The sequence below is a fragment of the Streptomyces mutomycini genome (genome assembly GCF_001700505.1).
Taxonomy (GTDB): domain Bacteria; phylum Actinomycetota; class Actinomycetes; order Streptomycetales; family Streptomycetaceae; genus Streptomyces; species Streptomyces mutomycini.
In genome coordinates, this window is the sequence record NZ_MAPV01000011.1 from 42,062 (window position 1) to 58,699 (window position 16,638).

The 16,638-nt window shown below is 68.9% G+C and carries 14 protein-coding genes and 1 riboswitch; of the genes, 6 read left to right on the plus strand and 8 right to left on the minus strand.

Annotated features, from left to right (window positions below):
• Positions 1–19: 19 nt before the first annotated feature.
• Positions 20–994 (minus strand): GlxA family transcriptional regulator, encoded by a 975-nt coding sequence (locus tag BFF76_RS00875; RefSeq protein WP_065846699.1) that lies wholly within the window; start codon positions 992–994, stop codon positions 20–22.
• Positions 995–1,075: 81 nt separating this feature from the next.
• Between BFF76_RS00875 and BFF76_RS00880 the strand changes: the two genes are divergently transcribed.
• Entirely contained in the window at positions 1,076–1,288 is a 213-nt protein-coding gene (locus BFF76_RS00880) for a hypothetical protein (protein ID WP_053930453.1), read from the plus strand.
• 34 nt (positions 1,289–1,322) lie between these two features.
• On the opposite strand, the gene BFF76_RS00885 is transcribed toward BFF76_RS00880, so the two are convergent.
• From BFF76_RS00885 to BFF76_RS00905, 5 genes are all read right to left on the minus strand, one after another.
• Positions 1,323–2,339, minus strand: a complete 1,017-nt coding sequence (locus BFF76_RS00885) for a ribonucleotide-diphosphate reductase subunit beta (RefSeq protein WP_031091301.1) — start codon at positions 2,337–2,339, stop codon at positions 1,323–1,325.
• Positions 2,339–4,735, minus strand: coding sequence for a ribonucleoside-diphosphate reductase subunit alpha (locus BFF76_RS00890; protein ID WP_031091303.1), 2,397 nt, complete (start codon positions 4,733–4,735; stop codon positions 2,339–2,341). Before BFF76_RS00890 ends, BFF76_RS00885 begins: the two co-directional genes overlap by 1 nt.
• A 138-nt stretch (positions 4,736–4,873) precedes the next feature.
• A riboswitch (cobalamin riboswitch) is annotated at positions 4,874–4,999 on the minus strand.
• Positions 5,000–5,209: 210 nt separating this feature from the next.
• Complete coding sequence (gene mctP, locus BFF76_RS00895; RefSeq protein ID WP_031091305.1) at positions 5,210–6,844, minus strand: monocarboxylate uptake permease MctP; 1,635 nt, start codon at positions 6,842–6,844, stop codon at positions 5,210–5,212.
• Complete coding sequence (locus BFF76_RS00900; RefSeq protein ID WP_031091308.1) at positions 6,841–7,095, minus strand: DUF3311 domain-containing protein; 255 nt, start codon at positions 7,093–7,095, stop codon at positions 6,841–6,843. Before BFF76_RS00900 ends, mctP begins: the two co-directional genes overlap by 4 nt.
• A 176-nt stretch (positions 7,096–7,271) precedes the next feature.
• Entirely contained in the window at positions 7,272–8,036 is a 765-nt protein-coding gene (locus tag BFF76_RS00905; RefSeq protein WP_031091309.1) for a GntR family transcriptional regulator, read from the minus strand.
• Between the two features lie 286 nt (positions 8,037–8,322).
• Here BFF76_RS00905 and BFF76_RS00910 point away from each other — a divergent pair, with 286 nt between their 5' ends.
• The 4 genes from BFF76_RS00910 (at position 8,323) to BFF76_RS00925 (ending at position 13,159) form a co-directional block, all read left to right on the plus strand.
• On the plus strand, positions 8,323–9,621 hold the full coding sequence (locus tag BFF76_RS00910) for a sugar ABC transporter substrate-binding protein (protein WP_031091312.1): 1,299 nt from the start codon (positions 8,323–8,325) through the stop codon (positions 9,619–9,621).
• A gap of 125 nt (positions 9,622–9,746) precedes the next feature.
• On the plus strand, positions 9,747–10,763 hold the full coding sequence (locus tag BFF76_RS00915) for a carbohydrate ABC transporter permease (protein WP_065846701.1): 1,017 nt from the start codon (positions 9,747–9,749) through the stop codon (positions 10,761–10,763).
• On the plus strand, positions 10,760–11,632 hold the full coding sequence (locus BFF76_RS00920; protein ID WP_031091317.1) for a carbohydrate ABC transporter permease: 873 nt from the start codon (positions 10,760–10,762) through the stop codon (positions 11,630–11,632). Before BFF76_RS00915 ends, BFF76_RS00920 begins: the two co-directional genes overlap by 4 nt.
• Positions 11,633–11,641: 9 nt before the next feature.
• On the plus strand, positions 11,642–13,159 hold the full coding sequence (locus BFF76_RS00925; protein WP_065846703.1) for a glycoside hydrolase family 3 protein: 1,518 nt from the start codon (positions 11,642–11,644) through the stop codon (positions 13,157–13,159).
• 68 nt (positions 13,160–13,227) lie between these two features.
• Here BFF76_RS00925 and nagB read toward each other — a convergent pair whose 3' ends face one another.
• On the minus strand, positions 13,228–14,013 hold the full coding sequence (gene nagB / locus BFF76_RS00930) for a glucosamine-6-phosphate deaminase (protein ID WP_065846705.1): 786 nt from the start codon (positions 14,011–14,013) through the stop codon (positions 13,228–13,230).
• A gap of 527 nt (positions 14,014–14,540) precedes the next feature.
• On the opposite strand from nagB, the gene BFF76_RS00935 reads away from it, so the two are divergent.
• Positions 14,541–16,007 carry a sensor histidine kinase gene (locus BFF76_RS00935; protein ID WP_031091323.1) on the plus strand — a complete coding sequence of 489 codons (1,467 nt, stop codon included), beginning with the start codon at positions 14,541–14,543 and terminating at the stop codon, positions 16,005–16,007.
• 186 nt (positions 16,008–16,193) lie between these two features.
• On the opposite strand, the gene BFF76_RS00940 is transcribed toward BFF76_RS00935, so the two are convergent.
• Positions 16,194–16,451, minus strand: coding sequence for a WhiB family transcriptional regulator (locus tag BFF76_RS00940; RefSeq protein WP_003953983.1), 258 nt, complete (start codon positions 16,449–16,451; stop codon positions 16,194–16,196).
• Between the last annotated feature and the right edge of the window lie 187 nt (positions 16,452–16,638).

Genomic DNA, 16,638 nt, shown 5'->3' on the forward strand with positions numbered 1-16,638 from the left:
TACTCCGGGGGCCGTCCGCTCAGGCCGCCTCGGCCAGGGCGTCCGGCCCCCGGAACGTGCGGCGGTACGCGTTCGGGGTCGTGCCCAGCGAACGTACGAACTGATGCCGCAGCGCGGCCGCGTTACCGAAGCCGGTCCGTCCCGCGATCGTGTCCATCGTCGCGTCCGACGTCTCCAGCAGGTGCTGCGCCAGCAGTACGCGCTGCCGCAGCAGCCAGCGGTACGGCGTGGTGCCCGTCTCCTGCTGGAAACGGCGGGCGAAGGTCCGGGGCGACATGTGGGTCTGCGCCGCCAGCTGTTCCACGGTCATCTCCTGGTCGAGATGACGTTCCATCCAGGCGAGGGTCTCGCCGACCGTGTCGCACCGGGTGCGGGGCAGCGGACGCTTGATGTACTGCGCCTGGCCGCCGTCCCGGTGCGGGGGGACCACCATGCGGCGGGCTATGGCGTTCGCGACGGCGGGGCCGTGCGCCTGGCGGACCAGGTGCAGGGCGGCGTCGATGCCGGCGGCCGTACCCGCCGACGTGATGACCGGGCCCTCGTCCACGTAGAGCACGTCCGGCTCCACGACGGCTTTCGGGAAGCGGCGCGCCAGCGCGTCGGCGTGCCGCCAGTGGGTGGTGCAGCGGCGGCCGTCCAGGAGTCCGGCCGCGCCGAGGACGTACGCGCCGGAGCAGACGCTCAGCACGCGTGCGCCGCGCTCCACGGCCCGGCGCAGGGCGTCCAGGACCTCTTCCGGGTACTCCCGGTCCATGAAGCGGCTCCCCGCCGGTACGGCGACGAGGTCGGCCTCCTCCAGGCGTTCCAGTCCGTGGGGTGTGCTGATGGTGAAACCGGCGTGGGTCTGCAGGACGGGGCCCTCCGCCGAGACCACCGCGAAGTCGTGTACAGGCAGCCCCTCGTCGGAGCGGTCGAGCCCGAACACCTCGCACAGGACGCCGAGTTCGAAGGGGTGTACCTCGTCGAGCAGCAGGACGGCGACATTCTTCAGCATGGCGCCATTGTGGCAGTAATTCGATGCTGCATGACAGTCCTGCCACTGCCGGATTCCCCTCGCGAGGGCGACAGTGGAGCCATGAACACATTCCTGAGCTACCTGGTCATAGCCGCACTTTTCATCCTCGTCCTGCTGCCCGCCCTCGTCGGCCTCGCACGGGAGCGCCACATCGACCGCCAACTGCGCGACGCGGAACGGCGGAGGCGGGCGCAACCCCCGGAGGCGGCAGGCGCCGCGCTGCCGGTCACGGCCACGCGGCGCCCGTACCTCAGGTCCTGGGCGAGGGTCTAGAAGGCCCTTGAAGGGTGCGGAGGGGCAGGAGAGGTCAGAAGTCGTCGTCGAAGCCGACGGACCCCTCCACCGCCACCTGGTACGCGGAGGGGCGGCGTTCGAAGAAGTTGGTCAGCTCCTGCACCCCCTGGAGCTCCATGAACGAGAACGGGTTCTCGGAGCCGTAGAGCGCGGGGAAGCCGAGCCGGGTGAGCCGCTGGTCGGCGACGCACTCCAGGTACTGGCGCATCGACTCGGTGTTCATCCCCGGCAGGCCCTCGCCGCACAGGTCGCGGCCGAACTGCAGCTCCGCCTCGACGGCCTCCTTCAGCATGTCCGTGACCTGCTGCTGGAGGGCGTCGTCGAAGAGCTCCGGCTCCTCCTTGCGGACGGTGTCCACGACTTCGAAGGCGAAGTTCATGTGCATCGTCTCGTCACGGAACACCCAGTTGGTGCCCGTCGCGAGACCGTGCAGCAGCCCCCGCGAACGGAACCAGTAGACATATGCGAACGCGCCGTAGAAGAACAGACCCTCGATGCAGGCGGCGAAGCAGATCAGGTTGAGCAGGAAGCGCCGGCGGTCGGCCTTCGTCTCCAGCCGGTCGATCTTCTCGACCGAGTCCATCCACCGGAAGCAGAACTGCGCCTTCTCGCGGATCGAGGGGATCTCCTCGACCGCGTCGAAGGCCGCCGCACGGTCCTCAGGGTCCGGCAGATAGGTGTCGAGCAGCGTCAGATAGAACTGGACGTGCACGGCCTCCTCGAACAGCTGACGCGACAGGTACAGCCGCGCCTCGGGCGAGTTGATGTGCTTGTAGAGCGTCAGCACGAGGTTGTTGGAGACGATCGAGTCACCCGTCGCGAAGAACGCGACCAGCCGGCCGATCATGTGCTGCTCACCGGGTGAGAGCTTGGCGAGGTCGGACACGTCCGAGTGGAGGTCGACCTCCTCCACCGTCCAGGTGTTCTTGATCGCGTCCCGGTAGCGCTCGTAGAAGTCCGGGTAGCGCATGGGACGCAGGGTCAGTTCGAAGCCCGGGTCGAGCAGGTTCTTGTTCTCGGACGTACTCATCACTGGCAGGCCTCGCAGGACTCGGGGTTTTCGAGGGAGCAGGCGATCGCGTCGGCGTCGGGCGCCGAAGCCTGCTGTACGGGGATGGGGGCGGTGGCCGCGGACTTCCCGGACGCCGCGCGGGCGATCCGGGTCGCCGGGCGCGAGCGGAGGTAGTACGTCGTCTTCAGCCCCTGCTTCCAGGCGTACGCGTACATCGAGGAGAGCTTGCCGATCGTCGGTGTCTCCAGGAACAGGTTCAGCGACTGGCTCTGGTCGAGGTACGGCGTACGGGCCGCCGCCATGTCGATCAGACCGCGCTGCGGGATCTCCCACGCGGTGCGGTACAGCGCTCGTACGTCCTCGGGGATCCAGGCGAAGCCCTGCACGGAGCCGCTCGCCTCGCGCAGTGCCTCACGGGTCCGCGCGTCCCAGACGCCGAGCTGCTTCAGCTCGTCCACCAGGTAGGCGTTGACCTGGAGGAACTCGCCGCTGAGCGTCTCGCGCTTGAAGAGGTTGGAGACCTGCGGCTCGATGCACTCGTACACCCCGGCGATCGACGCGATCGTCGCCGTCGGCGCGATGGCGAGCAGCAGGGAGTTGCGCATCCCGGTCTTCGCGATCCGGGCGCGCAGCGCGTCCCAGCGCTCGGGCCAGTGCGGCTCGGTGTCGTAGTGGTCGGGGTGCAGCACGCCGCGGGCGGCGCGGGTCTCGGACCAGGCGGGCAGCGGGCCGGACCGCTCGGCCAGGTCGCAGGACGCCTCGTAGGCGGCCAGCATGATCCGCTCGGAGATCTTCGTGGACAGCGCGCGGGCCTCGGGGGAGTCGAAGGGCAGCCGCAGCTGGAAGAAGACGTCCTGAAGACCCATCGCGCCCAGACCCACGGGCCGCCAGCGGGCGTTGGACCGGCCGGCCTGCTCGGTCGGGTAGAAGTTGATGTCCACGACGCGGTCGAGGAAGGTCACGGCGGTGCGGACCGTGGCGTCCAGCCGCTCCCAGTCGATGGTGCCGTCGGCGACGAACGAGCCGAGGTTGACCGAACCGAGGTTGCAGACGGCCGTCTCGCCGTCGTCGGTGACCTCCAGGATCTCGGTGCAGAGGTTGGAGGAGTGGACGACCCGGCCCGGCTGGGCCGTCTGGTTCGCCGTGCGGTTGGAGGCGTCCTTGAACGTCATCCAGCCCTGGCCGGTCTGCGCGAGGGTGCGCATCATGCGGCCGTACAGCTCACGGGCGGGCATGGTCTTGCGCGCCAGGCCCCTGGCCTCGGCGGCGCGGTAGGCCGTGTCGAACTCGTCGCCCCACAGGTCCACCAGCTCGGGGGCGTCGGCCGGGGAGAACAGCGACCAGTCCGTGTCCGCGTCGACACGGCGCATGAACTCGTCCGGGATCCAGTGCGCCAGGTTGAGGTTGTGCGTACGCCGCTGGTCCTCGCCGGTGTTGTCGCGCAGCTCCAGGAACTCCTCGATGTCCGCGTGCCAGGTCTCCAGATAGACGGCGGCGGCACCCTTGCGCCGGCCCCCCTGGTTGACCGCGGCGACCGAGGCGTCGAGCGTCTTCAGGAACGGCACGATGCCGTTGGAGTGCCCGTTGGTCCCCCGGATGAGTGAACCACGGGCGCGGATACGGGAGTAGGAGAGTCCGATGCCGCCCGCGTGCTTCGAGAGGCGGGCCACCTGGTGGTAGCGGTCGTAGATCGAGTCGAGCTCGTCCAGCGGAGAGTCCAGCAGGTAGCAGGAGGACATCTGCGGGTGCCGGGTGCCGGAGTTGAAGAGGGTGGGGGAGGACGGCAGGTAGTCCAGCCTGTTCATCAGCCCGTACAGCGCGGCCACTTCCTCCAGGGCGCGCTCGGAGTTGTCCTCGGCGAGGCCTGCGGCGACGCGCAGCATGAAGTGCTGCGGGGTCTCGATGACCTGGCGGGTGAGCGGGTGGCGCAGCAGGTACCGGCTGTGCAGCGTCCGCAGCCCGAAGTAGCCGAAGCGGTCGTCGGCGCCGTCGGCGAGCGCCTGGTCGACCAGGGCGTCGAGGGCGGCGGCGTGCAGCGCGACGAACTCGGCCGTACGGTCCGCGATCAGACCCTCGCGATGCCCGGCGGCGACCGACGCCGAGAAGGAGACAGCGCCCTGGCCGGCGGCCTCGTCCGCGACGGCCCGGGTGAGGAGCCGCGCGGCGAGCCGGGAGTAGGCCGGGTCCTCGGAGATCAGACCGGCGGCCGCCTCGGTGGCCAGCGAGCGCAGCTCCGCCTCGTCCGACCGGGCGTTGCGACCGCGCAGCGCGGCGGCAGCTACCCGGCCGGGGTCGGTGTCGGGCAGATCGGCGGTCAGGCCGGTCAGGGTCCGCAGCAGTGCGGTCCCGGGCGCGTCGGTCGTGCGGTCTTCGGATTCCGCGGCTGAAACCGGGTCGGCTGGCGCGATGGTCACTGGGGCTATCCCTCGCTCGGCTCGGGGCCTGCGGGAGCGGGGCAGCCGGGCACGGAGGCACCCGGGGGAGGGGCGGCGCGGCGCACGGCGTCCACCGGCCCTCCGCGGGGCCCGGACGTCTCTGCGTCCGGTTCGGTCGAGCCGGACGCGCTGTCGACAGGTCTTCGGACTGTCGCCGGTGCGCAGAAGCACACCGGTCACACCGTTGCGGGACAGTTCCGGATTCGCACCGGATTCCCCTGCGACGACAGCGAGGTCGAGCATACATGTGGGGGCTGCCGATTGAGGCAGCCCCCACATGTAGTGTCGCGGCGGTTCGGAACTCCAGGCGGAATGTCAGGAGCGCGGCCGCGGTGTCCGCCCCGGCTCCGTATGAGGGCGGTCCCGCAGGACCGGTACCCGATACGACGCCGTCCCGGCAGGGCTGACCCTGCCGGGACGGACGGATGTCACGCTCGACGACTGCCGTGGGGGTCAGTGACCGCCCGGCGCACCCGCCGTGGCCGGGGGCAGTTCGGCCTTGACGCCCGGGTCGCCCACGTCCGCGGTGTAGTCGGACGGCGAGGTCTCGTCCACACCGGCCGGGGCCTTCAGCGCGTTGAGGACGAAGGTCAGCACGACCACGACGACGATGTTCAGCACGATCGCGGTGAGACCGATGTAGCCGATCTCGCCGATGCCCGGGATCTCCTTCGAGGACCCGCCGAAGTGCTTCTGGGTCGGGCTGGCGACGCCGTACGCGGCCGCCGTGCCGTAGAGCATGCCGACCGCCCAGCCCGCGAGCAGGGCCCAGCGGTGGAACCACCGGGTGAACAGGCCGCCCACGAGGGCCGGCATCGTCTGGAGGATCCAGATGCCGCCCAGCAGCTGGAAGTTGATCGCGACCGTCTTGTCCATGGTGAGGACGAAGGCGAGCGCGCCGACCTTGACCATCAGCGAGACCAGCTTGGAGACCTTCGTCTCCTGGGCCGGGGTCGCGTCGGGCTTGATGAAGTCCTTGTAGATGTTGCGGGTGAAGAGGTTCGCCGCGGCGATCGACATGATCGCGGCCGGCACCAGCGCTCCGATCCCGATCGCGGCGAAGGCCACGCCCGCGAACCAGTCGGGGAACATGTTCTCGAACAGCTGCGGGATCGCGAGCTGCCCGTTGTCCACCTTGATGCCGGCGGCGATCGCCATGAATCCGAGCAGGGCCAGCAGGCCCAGCATCAGCGAGTACAGCGGCAGGATCGTGGTGTTGCGCCGGATCACCTCACGGCTGCGGCTGGAGAGCGTCGCCGTGATGGAGTGCGGGTACATGAAGAGGGCGAGAGCCGAGCCCAGAGCCAGCGTGGCGTAGCCCCACTGGCCCATGTCGCCGGGCACGAGCGAGCCGCGCGGCTGGCCCGTCGCCTCGTTGGTCTGCGCGTACGCCTCGCCGGCCTTGGAGAAGATCTCGTCGAAGCCGCCGAGCTTGATCGGGATGTAGATGATCGCCACGGCGATCACCAGATAGATCAGGCCGTCCTTGACGAACGCGATGAGCGCGGGCGCGCGCAGTCCCGAGGAGTAGGTGTACGCGGCGAGGACCGCGAACGCGATCAGCAGCGGCAGGTCCCTGATGAACCAGTGCGTGGTCTCGCCGCCGCCGACGCCCATGACGTCCAGCACGGCCTGGATGCCGACCAGCTGGAGCGCGATGTACGGCATCGTGGCGAGGATGCCGGTGAGGGCGACCGCCAGCGAGAGCCCCTTCGAGCCGAAGCGGCCGCGCACGAAGTCCGAGGTCGTGACGTAGCCGTGCTTGTGCGACACGGACCACAGACGCGGCAGGAACGTGAAGATCAGCGGGTAGACGAGGATCGTGTACGGGACGGCGAAGAAGCCGGCCGCGCCCGCCGCGTAGATGGCCGCCGGTACCGCGACGAAGGTGTACGCCGTGTAGAGGTCGCCGCCCAGCAGGAACCAGGTGACCCAGGTGCCGAACGACCGTCCGCCCAGGCCCCATTCGTCGAGGCTGGCCTCGTTCTCGGCCTTGCGCCAGCGCGAGGCCATGAATCCGATGACCGTGACGGCCAGGAAGAAGAAGATGAATACGGCGAGTGCGACGCCGTTCACGCCGTCCTTCATGCTGACGCACCCCCCTTGCGGGCGCGCTGGTCACGCCGCCACAACACGTACGCGATCATGGTCAGACCGGTTGAGATGAGCACCCAGAGCATCTGGTACCAGTAGAAGAACGGGATGCCGATGAAGGTCGGTTCGACCCTCGCGTACGAGCTGACCCAGAGCAACGCCACGAACGGGGCGATCAGGCATAGCGCGATGACCACCCTCCCGGGTGTGACTGTCGGTGGTTTCGCACCGGTTTCCTCTTGCATGTGGCGACTCCGTCCCCTCGCTGATCACCTGTGTAATGCGCAGGAAATCTAAGCGAGAGTTCCGGCCACCGTCACCCCTGTCCGCATTGCGGTCCTGCAACGGTACGGCGTCGCCCGAAATGACTGATCCCCCCGCTTGTGCAGGGGGATCGGACGTTCCGTGGAGCGGACCGGCCTCAGTCCGTGGGGCGCTTCAGACGGGCCACGAACTTGTACCGGTCACCCCGGTACACCGAGCGCACCCACTCCACAGGCTCGCCGTCCCCGTCGATCGAGTGCCGGGACAGCATGAGCATCGGAAGGCCGACGTCCGTGCCGAGCAGGCCCGCCTCGCGCGGTGTGGCGAGCGAGGTCTCGATGGTCTCCTCGGCCTCGGCGAGCCGGACGTCGTAGACCTCGGCCAGCGCGGTGTAGAGCGAGGTGTACTTCACCAGTGAACGGCGCAGCGCGGGGAAGCGCTTGGCCGAGAGGTGCGTGGTCTCGATGGCCATCGGTTCGCCGCTGGCGAGCCGGAGCCGCTCGATCCGCAGCACCCGCCCGCCCGTCGTGATGTCCAGCAGTCCGGCGAGTGTGTCGTCCGCCGTGACGTAGCCGATGTCCAGGAGCTGGGAGGCGGGTTCCAGGCCCTGGGCGCGCATGTCCTCGGTGTACGAGGTGAGTTGCAGGGCCTGGGAGACCTTCGGCTTGGCGACGAAGGTGCCCTTGCCCTGGATGCGTTCCAGCCGGCCCTCGACCACCAGTTCCTGGAGGGCCTGGCGCACGGTGGTGCGCGAGGTGTCGAACTCCGCCGCCAGGGTCCGCTCGGGCGGCACCGGAGTGCCGGGCGGCATGGTGTCCGTCATGTCGAGGAGATGGCGCTTGAGCCGGTAGTACTTCGGGACGCGTGCGGTGCGCGCACCCGCACCGGTCTCGCTCGTGCTGCTGCCCCCGTCGGCACCCATGGCCCGCCTTCCCGACTGCTGCGTTGCTGCCGTCACCGGCTCCTCCGTCTGTCGCGGCTCACATGGTGGCACGGCCTCGTCACGGGTCGTCGCCCTCCCTCAGGTGTCGGTCCGATAACGGACGCGAGTGCACTTCTTATACACCCTTGACACCCCTAAAGGTCTAGGCCAAGCTCCCGGTACTGGTCTAAACCATTAAAGACCAGGTCCCAGCCCCACAGGTAGCGCCAGGCGTACGTCTTCGCGGTGGGCGGGGGGTTGCTGGTATCCCTGAGGAGGGTGTGGCATGAAGCGCAAGCTCATTGCGGCAGTAGGCGTCGCAGCGATGATGACCGGGATCGCGGCGTGTGGTGGGGACAGTAGTGACAACGCCTCGAAGGACCCGAAGGACCGCACCGAGAGCCTGACGGTCTGGCTCATGGTCGACGCGCAGAGCACCTGGCCGGAACTGGTCAAGGACGTCAACGCGCAGTTCAAGAAGAAGTACCCCAAGGTGAAGGTCGACGTCCAGTACCAGCAGTGGGCGGACAAGGCCAAGAAGCTCGACACGTCCCTCGGCGGCGACAAGTTCCCGGATGTCGTCGAGCTCGGCAACACCGAGACGATGCAGTACATCCTCAACGGCGCGCTCGCCGAGATCGACCCCAAGAAGTACGACAACTCGGACACCTGGATCAAGGGCCTGAAGGACACCTGCACCTTCGAGGGCAAGCAGTTCTGCGTGCCCTACTACGCGGGTGCCCGTGTCGCGGTCTACAACAAGGACATGCTGAAGAAGGGCACCGGCAGCGACACCCTTCCGCAGACCGAGGACGAGCTGCTCGCCGCGCTCGACAAGGTCTCGGCCGAGTACGGCAAGAAGGACAAGCGCTTCTCGTCCCTCTACCTCCCGGGCCGTTACTGGTACGCGGCCATGTCCTACGTCGCGGCGTACGGCGGCTCCATCGCCGAGTACGACGAGGGTGCGAAGGAGTGGAAGGGCAACCTCTCCTCCGCCGAGTCCCAGAAGGGCATCGAGCACTTCGTCAACCTGGTCAAGAAGTACAACAAGGCCGACCTGACGAAGGACGAGCAGGACCACGCCAACGTCATGGCCAACGAGAAGGCGGCCCTGATCTACGGCAACGGCTGGGAGGCCGGCTCCGTCGTCGACGGTGCCAACAACGGCAACCCGAAGCTCGAGGGCAAGATCGCCACGGCCGGTATGCCCGGCCCGGAAGGCAAGGCCCTCCCGTCCTTCATCGGCGGTTCGGACCTCGCGGTGACCGCCAAGTCCAAGGTCACCGACCTGGGCGAGGACTGGGTCTCGATGTTCACCAGTGAGAAGTCGCAGGAGGTGCTCACCTCCAAGAACATCCTCCCGAACAACGAGAAGCAGCTCGAGCCGCTGAAGTCGAAGCCGGAGACGGCCGCCGTCGCCAACGCGGTGCCGGACGCCTGGTTCACGCCGATCGCGCCGGGCTGGACCTCGATCGAGAAGGAGGAGGTCCTGGAGAACATGCTCCTGGAGATCCTCAAGGGCGCCTCGGCCGCCGACGCCGCCAAGAAGGCCGACGACAAGATCAACGAGCTCATCAACAAGTAGTCCCCGGGCCTACGGCTCTCCAGGCGGGGGTCCGGCGAACACCGGGCCCCCGCCTCCCTTTCTCAGGTAGAAACGCCGTGATTCCCGGATGCAGATCCCCGGAATCCCGATGGAAGGTCAGTCACGTGACTGCTGCCGACACCAAGGCCGCCGGTCCACCGGTCACCCTGCCGCGTGCCCCGGAGAAGACCGGGACCTCGCCCTCCGGGCAGGAAGCCGGCGGGCCGAGCACGAAGAAGCGGAGGAAGAAGGGGGAACTCCTCCCCTACCTCCTGATCCTGCCGGCGATCCTGGCGATCGCCGCCGTCTACGTCTACCCGCTGATCAAGACCGTGATCATGTCCTTCCAGGACCTGGGACGGGCGGCCCTCTGGGGCAACGGCGAGACCCCGTGGGTCGGCTTCGAGCAGTTCACGAACATCCTCGGCGACCCCGAGTTCTGGTCGGTCGTCGGCCGGACCCTCGTCTTCATGACCATCTGCGTCGTGCTGACCATGGGCATCGGCCTGCTGATCGCCCTGATGATGCTGAAGCTCTCCACCTGGGTGCGGCTCGTCCTCACGGTGGCCCTGATCGCCGCCTGGTCCATGCCGCTCATGGTCGCCGCGTCGGTCTTCCGCTGGTTCTCCGACTCCGACTACGGCCTGATCAACACCCTGCTCGCCGACATCACGGGCAACGAGGACGAGTGGCTCGGCCACAACTGGTTCCTCGACCCCTGGCAGGGCTTCGGCATCATCACGCTCCTGGTCGTCTGGGGAGCCATCCCGTTCGTCGTGATCACGATGTACGCGGCCCTCACCCAGGTCCCCAAGGAGCTCGAGGAGGCGGCCTCACTCGACGGGGCCACCGCTTACGGCGTCTACCGCTACGTGACCTGGCCCGTCATCAAGCCCGTCTTCACCATGGTCGCGACCCTCTCGGTCATCTGGGACTTCAACGTGTTCGGCCAGATCTGGCTGCTGCGCGGAAACAAGCCCGAACCCGACTACGAGACCCTCGGCCTCTACTCCTTCTCCAAGGCCTTCGAGTCCACCTCCTTCAGCCAGGGCAGCGCGATCGCGCTGATCACCGTCCTGATGCTCTCCGGTGTCGCCGTGTACTACCTGCGCCAGCTGATCAAGACGGGAGAGGTCGAATGAGCGCCTCCACGCCCACGAACGCGCCGGCCCAGGTCCTGAGGCCCGACCGCAGGAGGAACCGCCTCGGCTACAACATCCTGGCGCTGGTCACGGCCGGGGTCATGGCCTTCCCGGTCTACTGGCTGGTCGTCAGCTCGCTGCGCCCCAACCACGAGATCCGGTCCTACGACCAGACCCTGTGGCCGTCCTCCCTCACCTTCGACAACTTCGCGCGCGCGGTGAAGCAGGACAACTTCGCCACGGCGATCCAGTCGAGCCTCATCGTGTCGGTCACCGCGGTGGTCGGCGGCATGATCATCGCGACGCTCGCCGCGCTCGCCATCGGCCGCTTCCGCTTCTTCGGGCGGAAGGCGCTGATGATGATCATGATCCTGGTCCAGATGCTGCCGCCGACCGCGATGCTGATCCCGATCTACCTCCAGCTGAACGCGCTGGGCGGCATCGACGAGTACTGGGGACTCATCGTCGTCTACCTGGTGTCCACGCTGCCGTTCGCGACCATCATGATCCGCGGGTTCGTGATCAACATCCCGGTGGAGCTGGAGGAGTCCGCGATGGTGGACGGCTGTACCCGCATGGGGGCCTTCCGCCGGATCATCTTCCCGCTGCTCGCCCCGGGGCTCGCGGCCGCGTCGATCTTCGCCCTGGTCAACGCGTGGAACGAGTACCTCTTCGCGTACATCCTGATCAACGACAACTCCAAGTACACGCTCAACGTGTGGCTGATGACCTTCACCACGGAACGCGGTACGGACTACGGCGCGCTGATGGCCGCCTCCACGCTCATCTCCATCCCGGTCGTCATCTTCTTCATGATCATTCAGGGGAAGATGGCCACGGGGCTCACCTCCGGCGCCGTGAAGGGATAACGCAGCCCCATGACCACCCTCGTATCCACCACGGACACCGTCACCCGTGACGCGCTGGCCGTCCTCCAGCCGGGCTTCACCGGCACGAGCGCCCCGGACTGGCTCCTGCGCAGGGTCGGCGAAGGCCTGGCCTCCGTCGGGCTGTTCGGCCGGAACATCCACTCGCCCGAGCAACTCGCCGGGCTCACGGCCCGGCTGCGGGCCGAGCGGGACGACGTACTCGTCGCGATCGACGAGGAGGGCGGCGACGTCACCCGGCTCGAGGTCCGCAACGGCTCGTCCTTCCCCGGCAACCTCGCTCTCGGCGCCGTCGACGACGTCGACCTGACCAGAGCCGTCGCCCGGGAGCTCGGCCGCCGGCTCGCCGAGTGCGGGGTCAACCTCAACTGGGCGCCGTCCGCGGACGTCAACTCCAACCCGGACAACCCGGTCATCGGCGTACGCTCCTTCGGCGCCGGCACCGGGCTCGTCGCCCGCCACACCGCCGCCTACGTCGAGGGACTCCAGACCGCCGGTGTCGCCGCCTGCACCAAGCACTTCCCCGGCCACGGCGACACGGCGGTCGACTCGCACCACTCGCTGCCCCGCATCGATGTGGACCTGGACACACTGCACACGCGTGAGCTGGTGCCTTTCCGTGCGGCCATCGCAGCGGGTTCCAAATCAGTGATGAGCGCCCATATCCTGCTTCCCGCACTCGACCCGACGCGGCCCGCGACCCTGAGCCCGCGGATCCTCACCGGTCTGCTGCGCGGGGAACTGGGCTACGACGGGCTGATCGTCACCGACGGCATGGAGATGGACGCCATCGCCGGCACGTACGGCATCGAGCGCGGATCGGTCCTCGCCATCGCCGCGGGCGCCGACGCCATCTGCGTCGGCGGCGGGCTGGCCGACGAGGACACCGTGCTGCGGCTGCGCGACGCGCTGGTGGCGGCGGTGCGGAGCGGTGAACTGCCCGAGGAGCGGCTGGCCGACGCGGCCGCACGTGTACGGGCCCTCGCGTCCTGGACGCAGGGGGCCAGGGGGGCTGCCCCGGAGCCGGGCGCGGACATGCAGGAGGGGACCGCGCCCGGCGCCGGCGTCGGGCTGGTCGCGGCCCGCCGGGCCGTGACGGTCACGGGATCCGCCGAGCCGCTGAGCGAGCCGGCGTACGTCGCGGCGTTCACCCCGGTCGCCAACATCGCGGTCGGCGACGAGACGCCGTGGGGCGTCGCGGCCGAGCTGGCCCGGATACTGCCGGGCACGGAGACGGGCACCTACGGCAGCGGGAGCGCGTCACCGGCCGCCGAGGTGCTCGGTGCGGCGGGGGAGCGGCGCATCGTCGCCGTCGTCCGCGACGCACACCGGCACGCGTGGATGAGTGAGGCGCTGGACGCCCTGGTGGCCGCACGTCCCGGCACGGTCGTGGTCGAGATGGGCCTGCCCGTGGCGCCGCCCCGGGGCGCGCTGCACATCGCCACGCACGGCGCGGCACGCGTGTGTGGTGTCGCGGCGGCGGAGGCGATCACGGGCCGGGCTTCCTGAGACGGCGACGCACGAGGGCCGGGTCACCTGTGACGGTGACCCGGCCCTCGTGCTCGATGGGATGGGTCCTACAGGCCCTGCCACCGCGGCTTCGCCGCATACGTGGCGCGGAAGTAGTCCGCCAGCTTCAGCTTGGAGGCCGCCGCCTCGTCGACCACCACCGTGGCGTGCGGGTGCAGCTGCAGTGCCGACGCCGGCACGACCGAGGCGACGGGGCCCTCGACGGTCCGGGCGACCGCGTCGGCCTTGCCGGCGCCGGTGGCCAGCAGGACAGGGTGGCGGGACTCCAGGATCGTCCCGATGCCCTGCGTGATGACGTGGTGCGGCACCTGCTCGATGTCGTCGTCGAAGAAGCGCGCGTTGTCGATCCGTGTCTGCTCGGTCAGCGTCTTGATGCGCGTGCGGGAGGCGAGTGAGGAGCACGGCTCGTTGAAGCCGATGTGCCCGTCGGTGCCGATGCCGAGGAGCTGGAGGTCGACGCCGCCCGCCTCGGCGAGCGCCTTGTCGTAGGCATCGCAGGCCGCCTGCACGTCCTCGGCTGCGCCGTCCGGCCCCATGAAGGACTTCTCCGACAGGCCGAGCGGCTCGATGACCTCGCGCAGCACGACCGAGCGGTACGACTCGGGGTGGCCGGCGGGCAGCCCGGCGTACTCGTCGAGCTGGCAGATGCGGGCGCGCGAGGCGTCCACGGCGCCGGAGCGGACCTTCGCTGTCAGCGCCTGGTAGATGGGCAGCGGGGTCGAGCCGGTGGCTACGCCGATCAGGGCGTCGGGCTTGCGGCTCAGCAGGGCCGCGATGGCCTCCGCGATGAGTTCGCCGCCTGCCGTGGCGTCCGGAACGATGACAACTTCCACGCTGTGCCTGCCGATCTGGAGAGTGGCGTCATGTGGTATAGACCAATTGTGGGGCCCAATCTAGCAGAACGGCGCGGCACGGAGGCGAACCGTCCACGTGTGCGTCACTGCTTGTCGCCCTGTCGGCGGACGGCTCCGTCCGCGGGGTGAACGCCCCCGGAAACACCCGCGGGCCGCGGCGCCGGGACGGGACCCTCAGCCCGTCCGGCACCGCAGCCCGGAGCTGCCTGGCCGGCGGTGTGCGGTGCCTCCGGCCACTGGAGGTACCGGCGCAGTCAGGGCAGAGAGCGCCGGATACCTCGGTCCGCCCCCCTGTGCGGGGAGGGCGGAGGTCTGTCGCGCAGGGGAGGCATCATGCCTGTCATACCCCTACGTGGTGCATTGTGGACTAGACCAAAAGCTCATGTCCATCCATGGGCGCGGACATTCTCCGGCCCGGGTCCTTCCCCGCACAGTGTCACGTATCCGCGGTCCGATCGGTTCGGAACCTCTTCGTCCCCGCGGGTACGCTCGCACATGTGCCCTCCATGAACGACCTCGTCCGCCAGCACACAGCCCTGAGTGACACCGACCTCGAGTGGCTCCATCTGCTGGTCTCGGAGTGGCAGCTGCTCTCCGACCTGTCATTCGCCGACCTCGTCCTGTGGGTGCCCACCCGTGACGGGACCCGCTACGTGTCCGTGGCGCAGATGCGGCCCAACACCGGCCCCACCTCCTATCAGGACGACATGGTCGGCCACCTCGTGCCCCGTGGCCGCCGGCCGCTGCTGGACGCCGCCCTGGACGAGGGCCGCATCGTGCGTGAAGGCGACCCGGAGTGGCGGGAGGAGGTGCCCGTCCGGGTCGAGTCGATCCCCGTACGGAGGGAGGGCCGGATCCTCGGCGTCATCGCCAGGAACACCAACCTCCTCACCGTGCGCACGCCGTCCCGGCTGGAGCTCACCTACCTCCAGTCCGCCTCGGACCTCGCCCAGATGATCGCCGCCGGGTCCTTCCCGTTCCCCGGCCAGCAGGTCGACATGGACGCCTCGCCACGCGTCGGCGACGGGCTGATCAGGCTCGACGCCGACGGCGTCGTGCAGTACGCCAGCCCCAACGGCCTCTCCGCCTATCACCGGCTCGGCCTGGCCTCGGACCTCGTCGGCCACAACCTGGGCGAGACCACCGCGGAACTCGCGCCGTCGCGCGGGCCGGTGGACGAGGCCCTGGTCAAGGTGGCGAGCGGCTACGCGCCCCGGGAGTTCGAGGTCGAGGGCGCCGGCGGGGTCATCCAGCTGCGCGCGATCCCGCTCAAGCCCAAGGGGGTGCGCATCGGTTCGCTGGTGCTGCTCCGTGACGTCACGGAACTCCGGCGCCGCGAGCGGGAATTGATCACGAAGGACGCCACCATCCGGGAGATCCATCACCGGGTCAAGAACAACCTCCAGACGGTGGCGGCCCTGTTGCGGCTCCAGGCGCGCCGGATGGACTCGGAGCGTGGCCGTGAGGCGCTCAACGAGGCTGTGCGGCGCGTCGGTTCGATCGCCATCGTCCATGAGACGCTGTCCCAGAATCTGGACGAGCGGGTCGAGTTCGACGAGATCGCCGACCGGGTGATCGCGATGGTCGCCGAGATCTCGCCGGGCAAGGTCACCTGCCGCCGCACGGGACGCTTCGGAATCCTTGACGCGGAGGTGGCCACTCCGCTCTCCATGGTGCTCACCGAGGTGCTGCAGAACGCGCTGGAACACGCGTTCACCGTGGCGGAGCACGGCACGGTGGAGGTGTCCGCGGTGCGCGGCGGCTCTCCGGCCGAGGGCCGGCTGCTGATCACCGTGACGGACGACGGGCGCGGGCTGCCCGAGGGGTTCGACCCCCAGCGGGCCGGCAACCTGGGTCTGCAGATCGTGCGGACGCTGGTCGAGGGTGAACTCGGTGGCACCTTCGGCATGGTGCCGGCCCCGGTGCGCGGCACGCAGGTGGTGCTCGACATCCCCGTACGGAACGACAAGTAGCAAGGTGGTGCGGCGGGCGCCGCCACACAGCAGTGGGCCCGGACCGTGGTGACGGTCCGGGCCCACTGCGTGGTGCTCACGATGCGATGCGTTTCGGGGGTACTGCGCGCTGCGACTCGAAGGCGGGGTTGTGCGTACGCTCTGTACGCGCCGCCGGGCTGAGGCTCGTCGTGCGGGGGGCGTCGGTCAGGCGCTGGCGTTACGCGCCCGGTTGCGAGCGGCGCGGCGCTTCATTGCGCGGCGCTCGTCCTCGCTGAGGCCACCCCAGACGCCGGAGTCCTGGCCGGACTCGAGCGCCCACTGCAGGCACTGCTCCATGACGGGGCAGCGACGGCAGACGGCCTTGGCTTCCTCGATCTGCAGCAGCGCAGGACCGGTGTTGCCGATGGGGAAGAACAGCTCCGGGTCTTCCTCACGACAAACGGCGTTGTGACGCCAGTCCATGGCTGCTACCTCTCCTTGGTATTACATGCTGATGCTTGTGAATGTGAACGCTTTCACGAATCCCCCCGCGGACAAAGGTCCGACGCCCAGATGAGCTGGATGTGGTCCTGTTGTGGTGAGGAGGGGTTCTGGCTCTCAGTGGAGGCCGATGTTGCGGGCCGTCCCGATCGCCATGTAGAGATTCGCA

What these genes read in the sequence shown, in the direction of transcription:
- BFF76_RS00940 (WP_003953983.1), bottom strand. Translation starts at nt 16,451, where the DNA reads ATGGACTGGCGTCACAACGCCGTTTGTCGTGAGGAAGACCCGGAGCTG.
- mctP (WP_031091305.1), bottom strand. Translation starts at nt 6,844, where the DNA reads ATGAAGGACGGCGTGAACGGCGTCGCACTCGCCGTATTCATCTTCTTC.
- BFF76_RS00875 (WP_065846699.1), bottom strand. Translation starts at nt 994, where the DNA reads ATGCTGAAGAATGTCGCCGTCCTGCTGCTCGACGAGGTACACCCCTTC.
- BFF76_RS00885 (WP_031091301.1), bottom strand. Translation starts at nt 2,339, where the DNA reads ATGAGTACGTCCGAGAACAAGAACCTGCTCGACCCGGGCTTCGAACTG.
- BFF76_RS00905 (WP_031091309.1), bottom strand. Translation starts at nt 8,036, where the DNA reads ATGGGTGCCGACGGGGGCAGCAGCACGAGCGAGACCGGTGCGGGTGCG.
- BFF76_RS00935 (WP_031091323.1), top strand. Translation starts at nt 14,541, where the DNA reads ATGAACGACCTCGTCCGCCAGCACACAGCCCTGAGTGACACCGACCTC.
- BFF76_RS00880 (WP_053930453.1), top strand. Translation starts at nt 1,076, where the DNA reads ATGAACACATTCCTGAGCTACCTGGTCATAGCCGCACTTTTCATCCTC.
- BFF76_RS00920 (WP_031091317.1), top strand. Translation starts at nt 10,760, where the DNA reads ATGAGCGCCTCCACGCCCACGAACGCGCCGGCCCAGGTCCTGAGGCCC.
- BFF76_RS00900 (WP_031091308.1), bottom strand. Translation starts at nt 7,095, where the DNA reads ATGCAAGAGGAAACCGGTGCGAAACCACCGACAGTCACACCCGGGAGG.
- BFF76_RS00910 (WP_031091312.1), top strand. Translation starts at nt 8,323, where the DNA reads ATGAAGCGCAAGCTCATTGCGGCAGTAGGCGTCGCAGCGATGATGACC.
- BFF76_RS00925 (WP_065846703.1), top strand. Translation starts at nt 11,642, where the DNA reads ATGACCACCCTCGTATCCACCACGGACACCGTCACCCGTGACGCGCTG.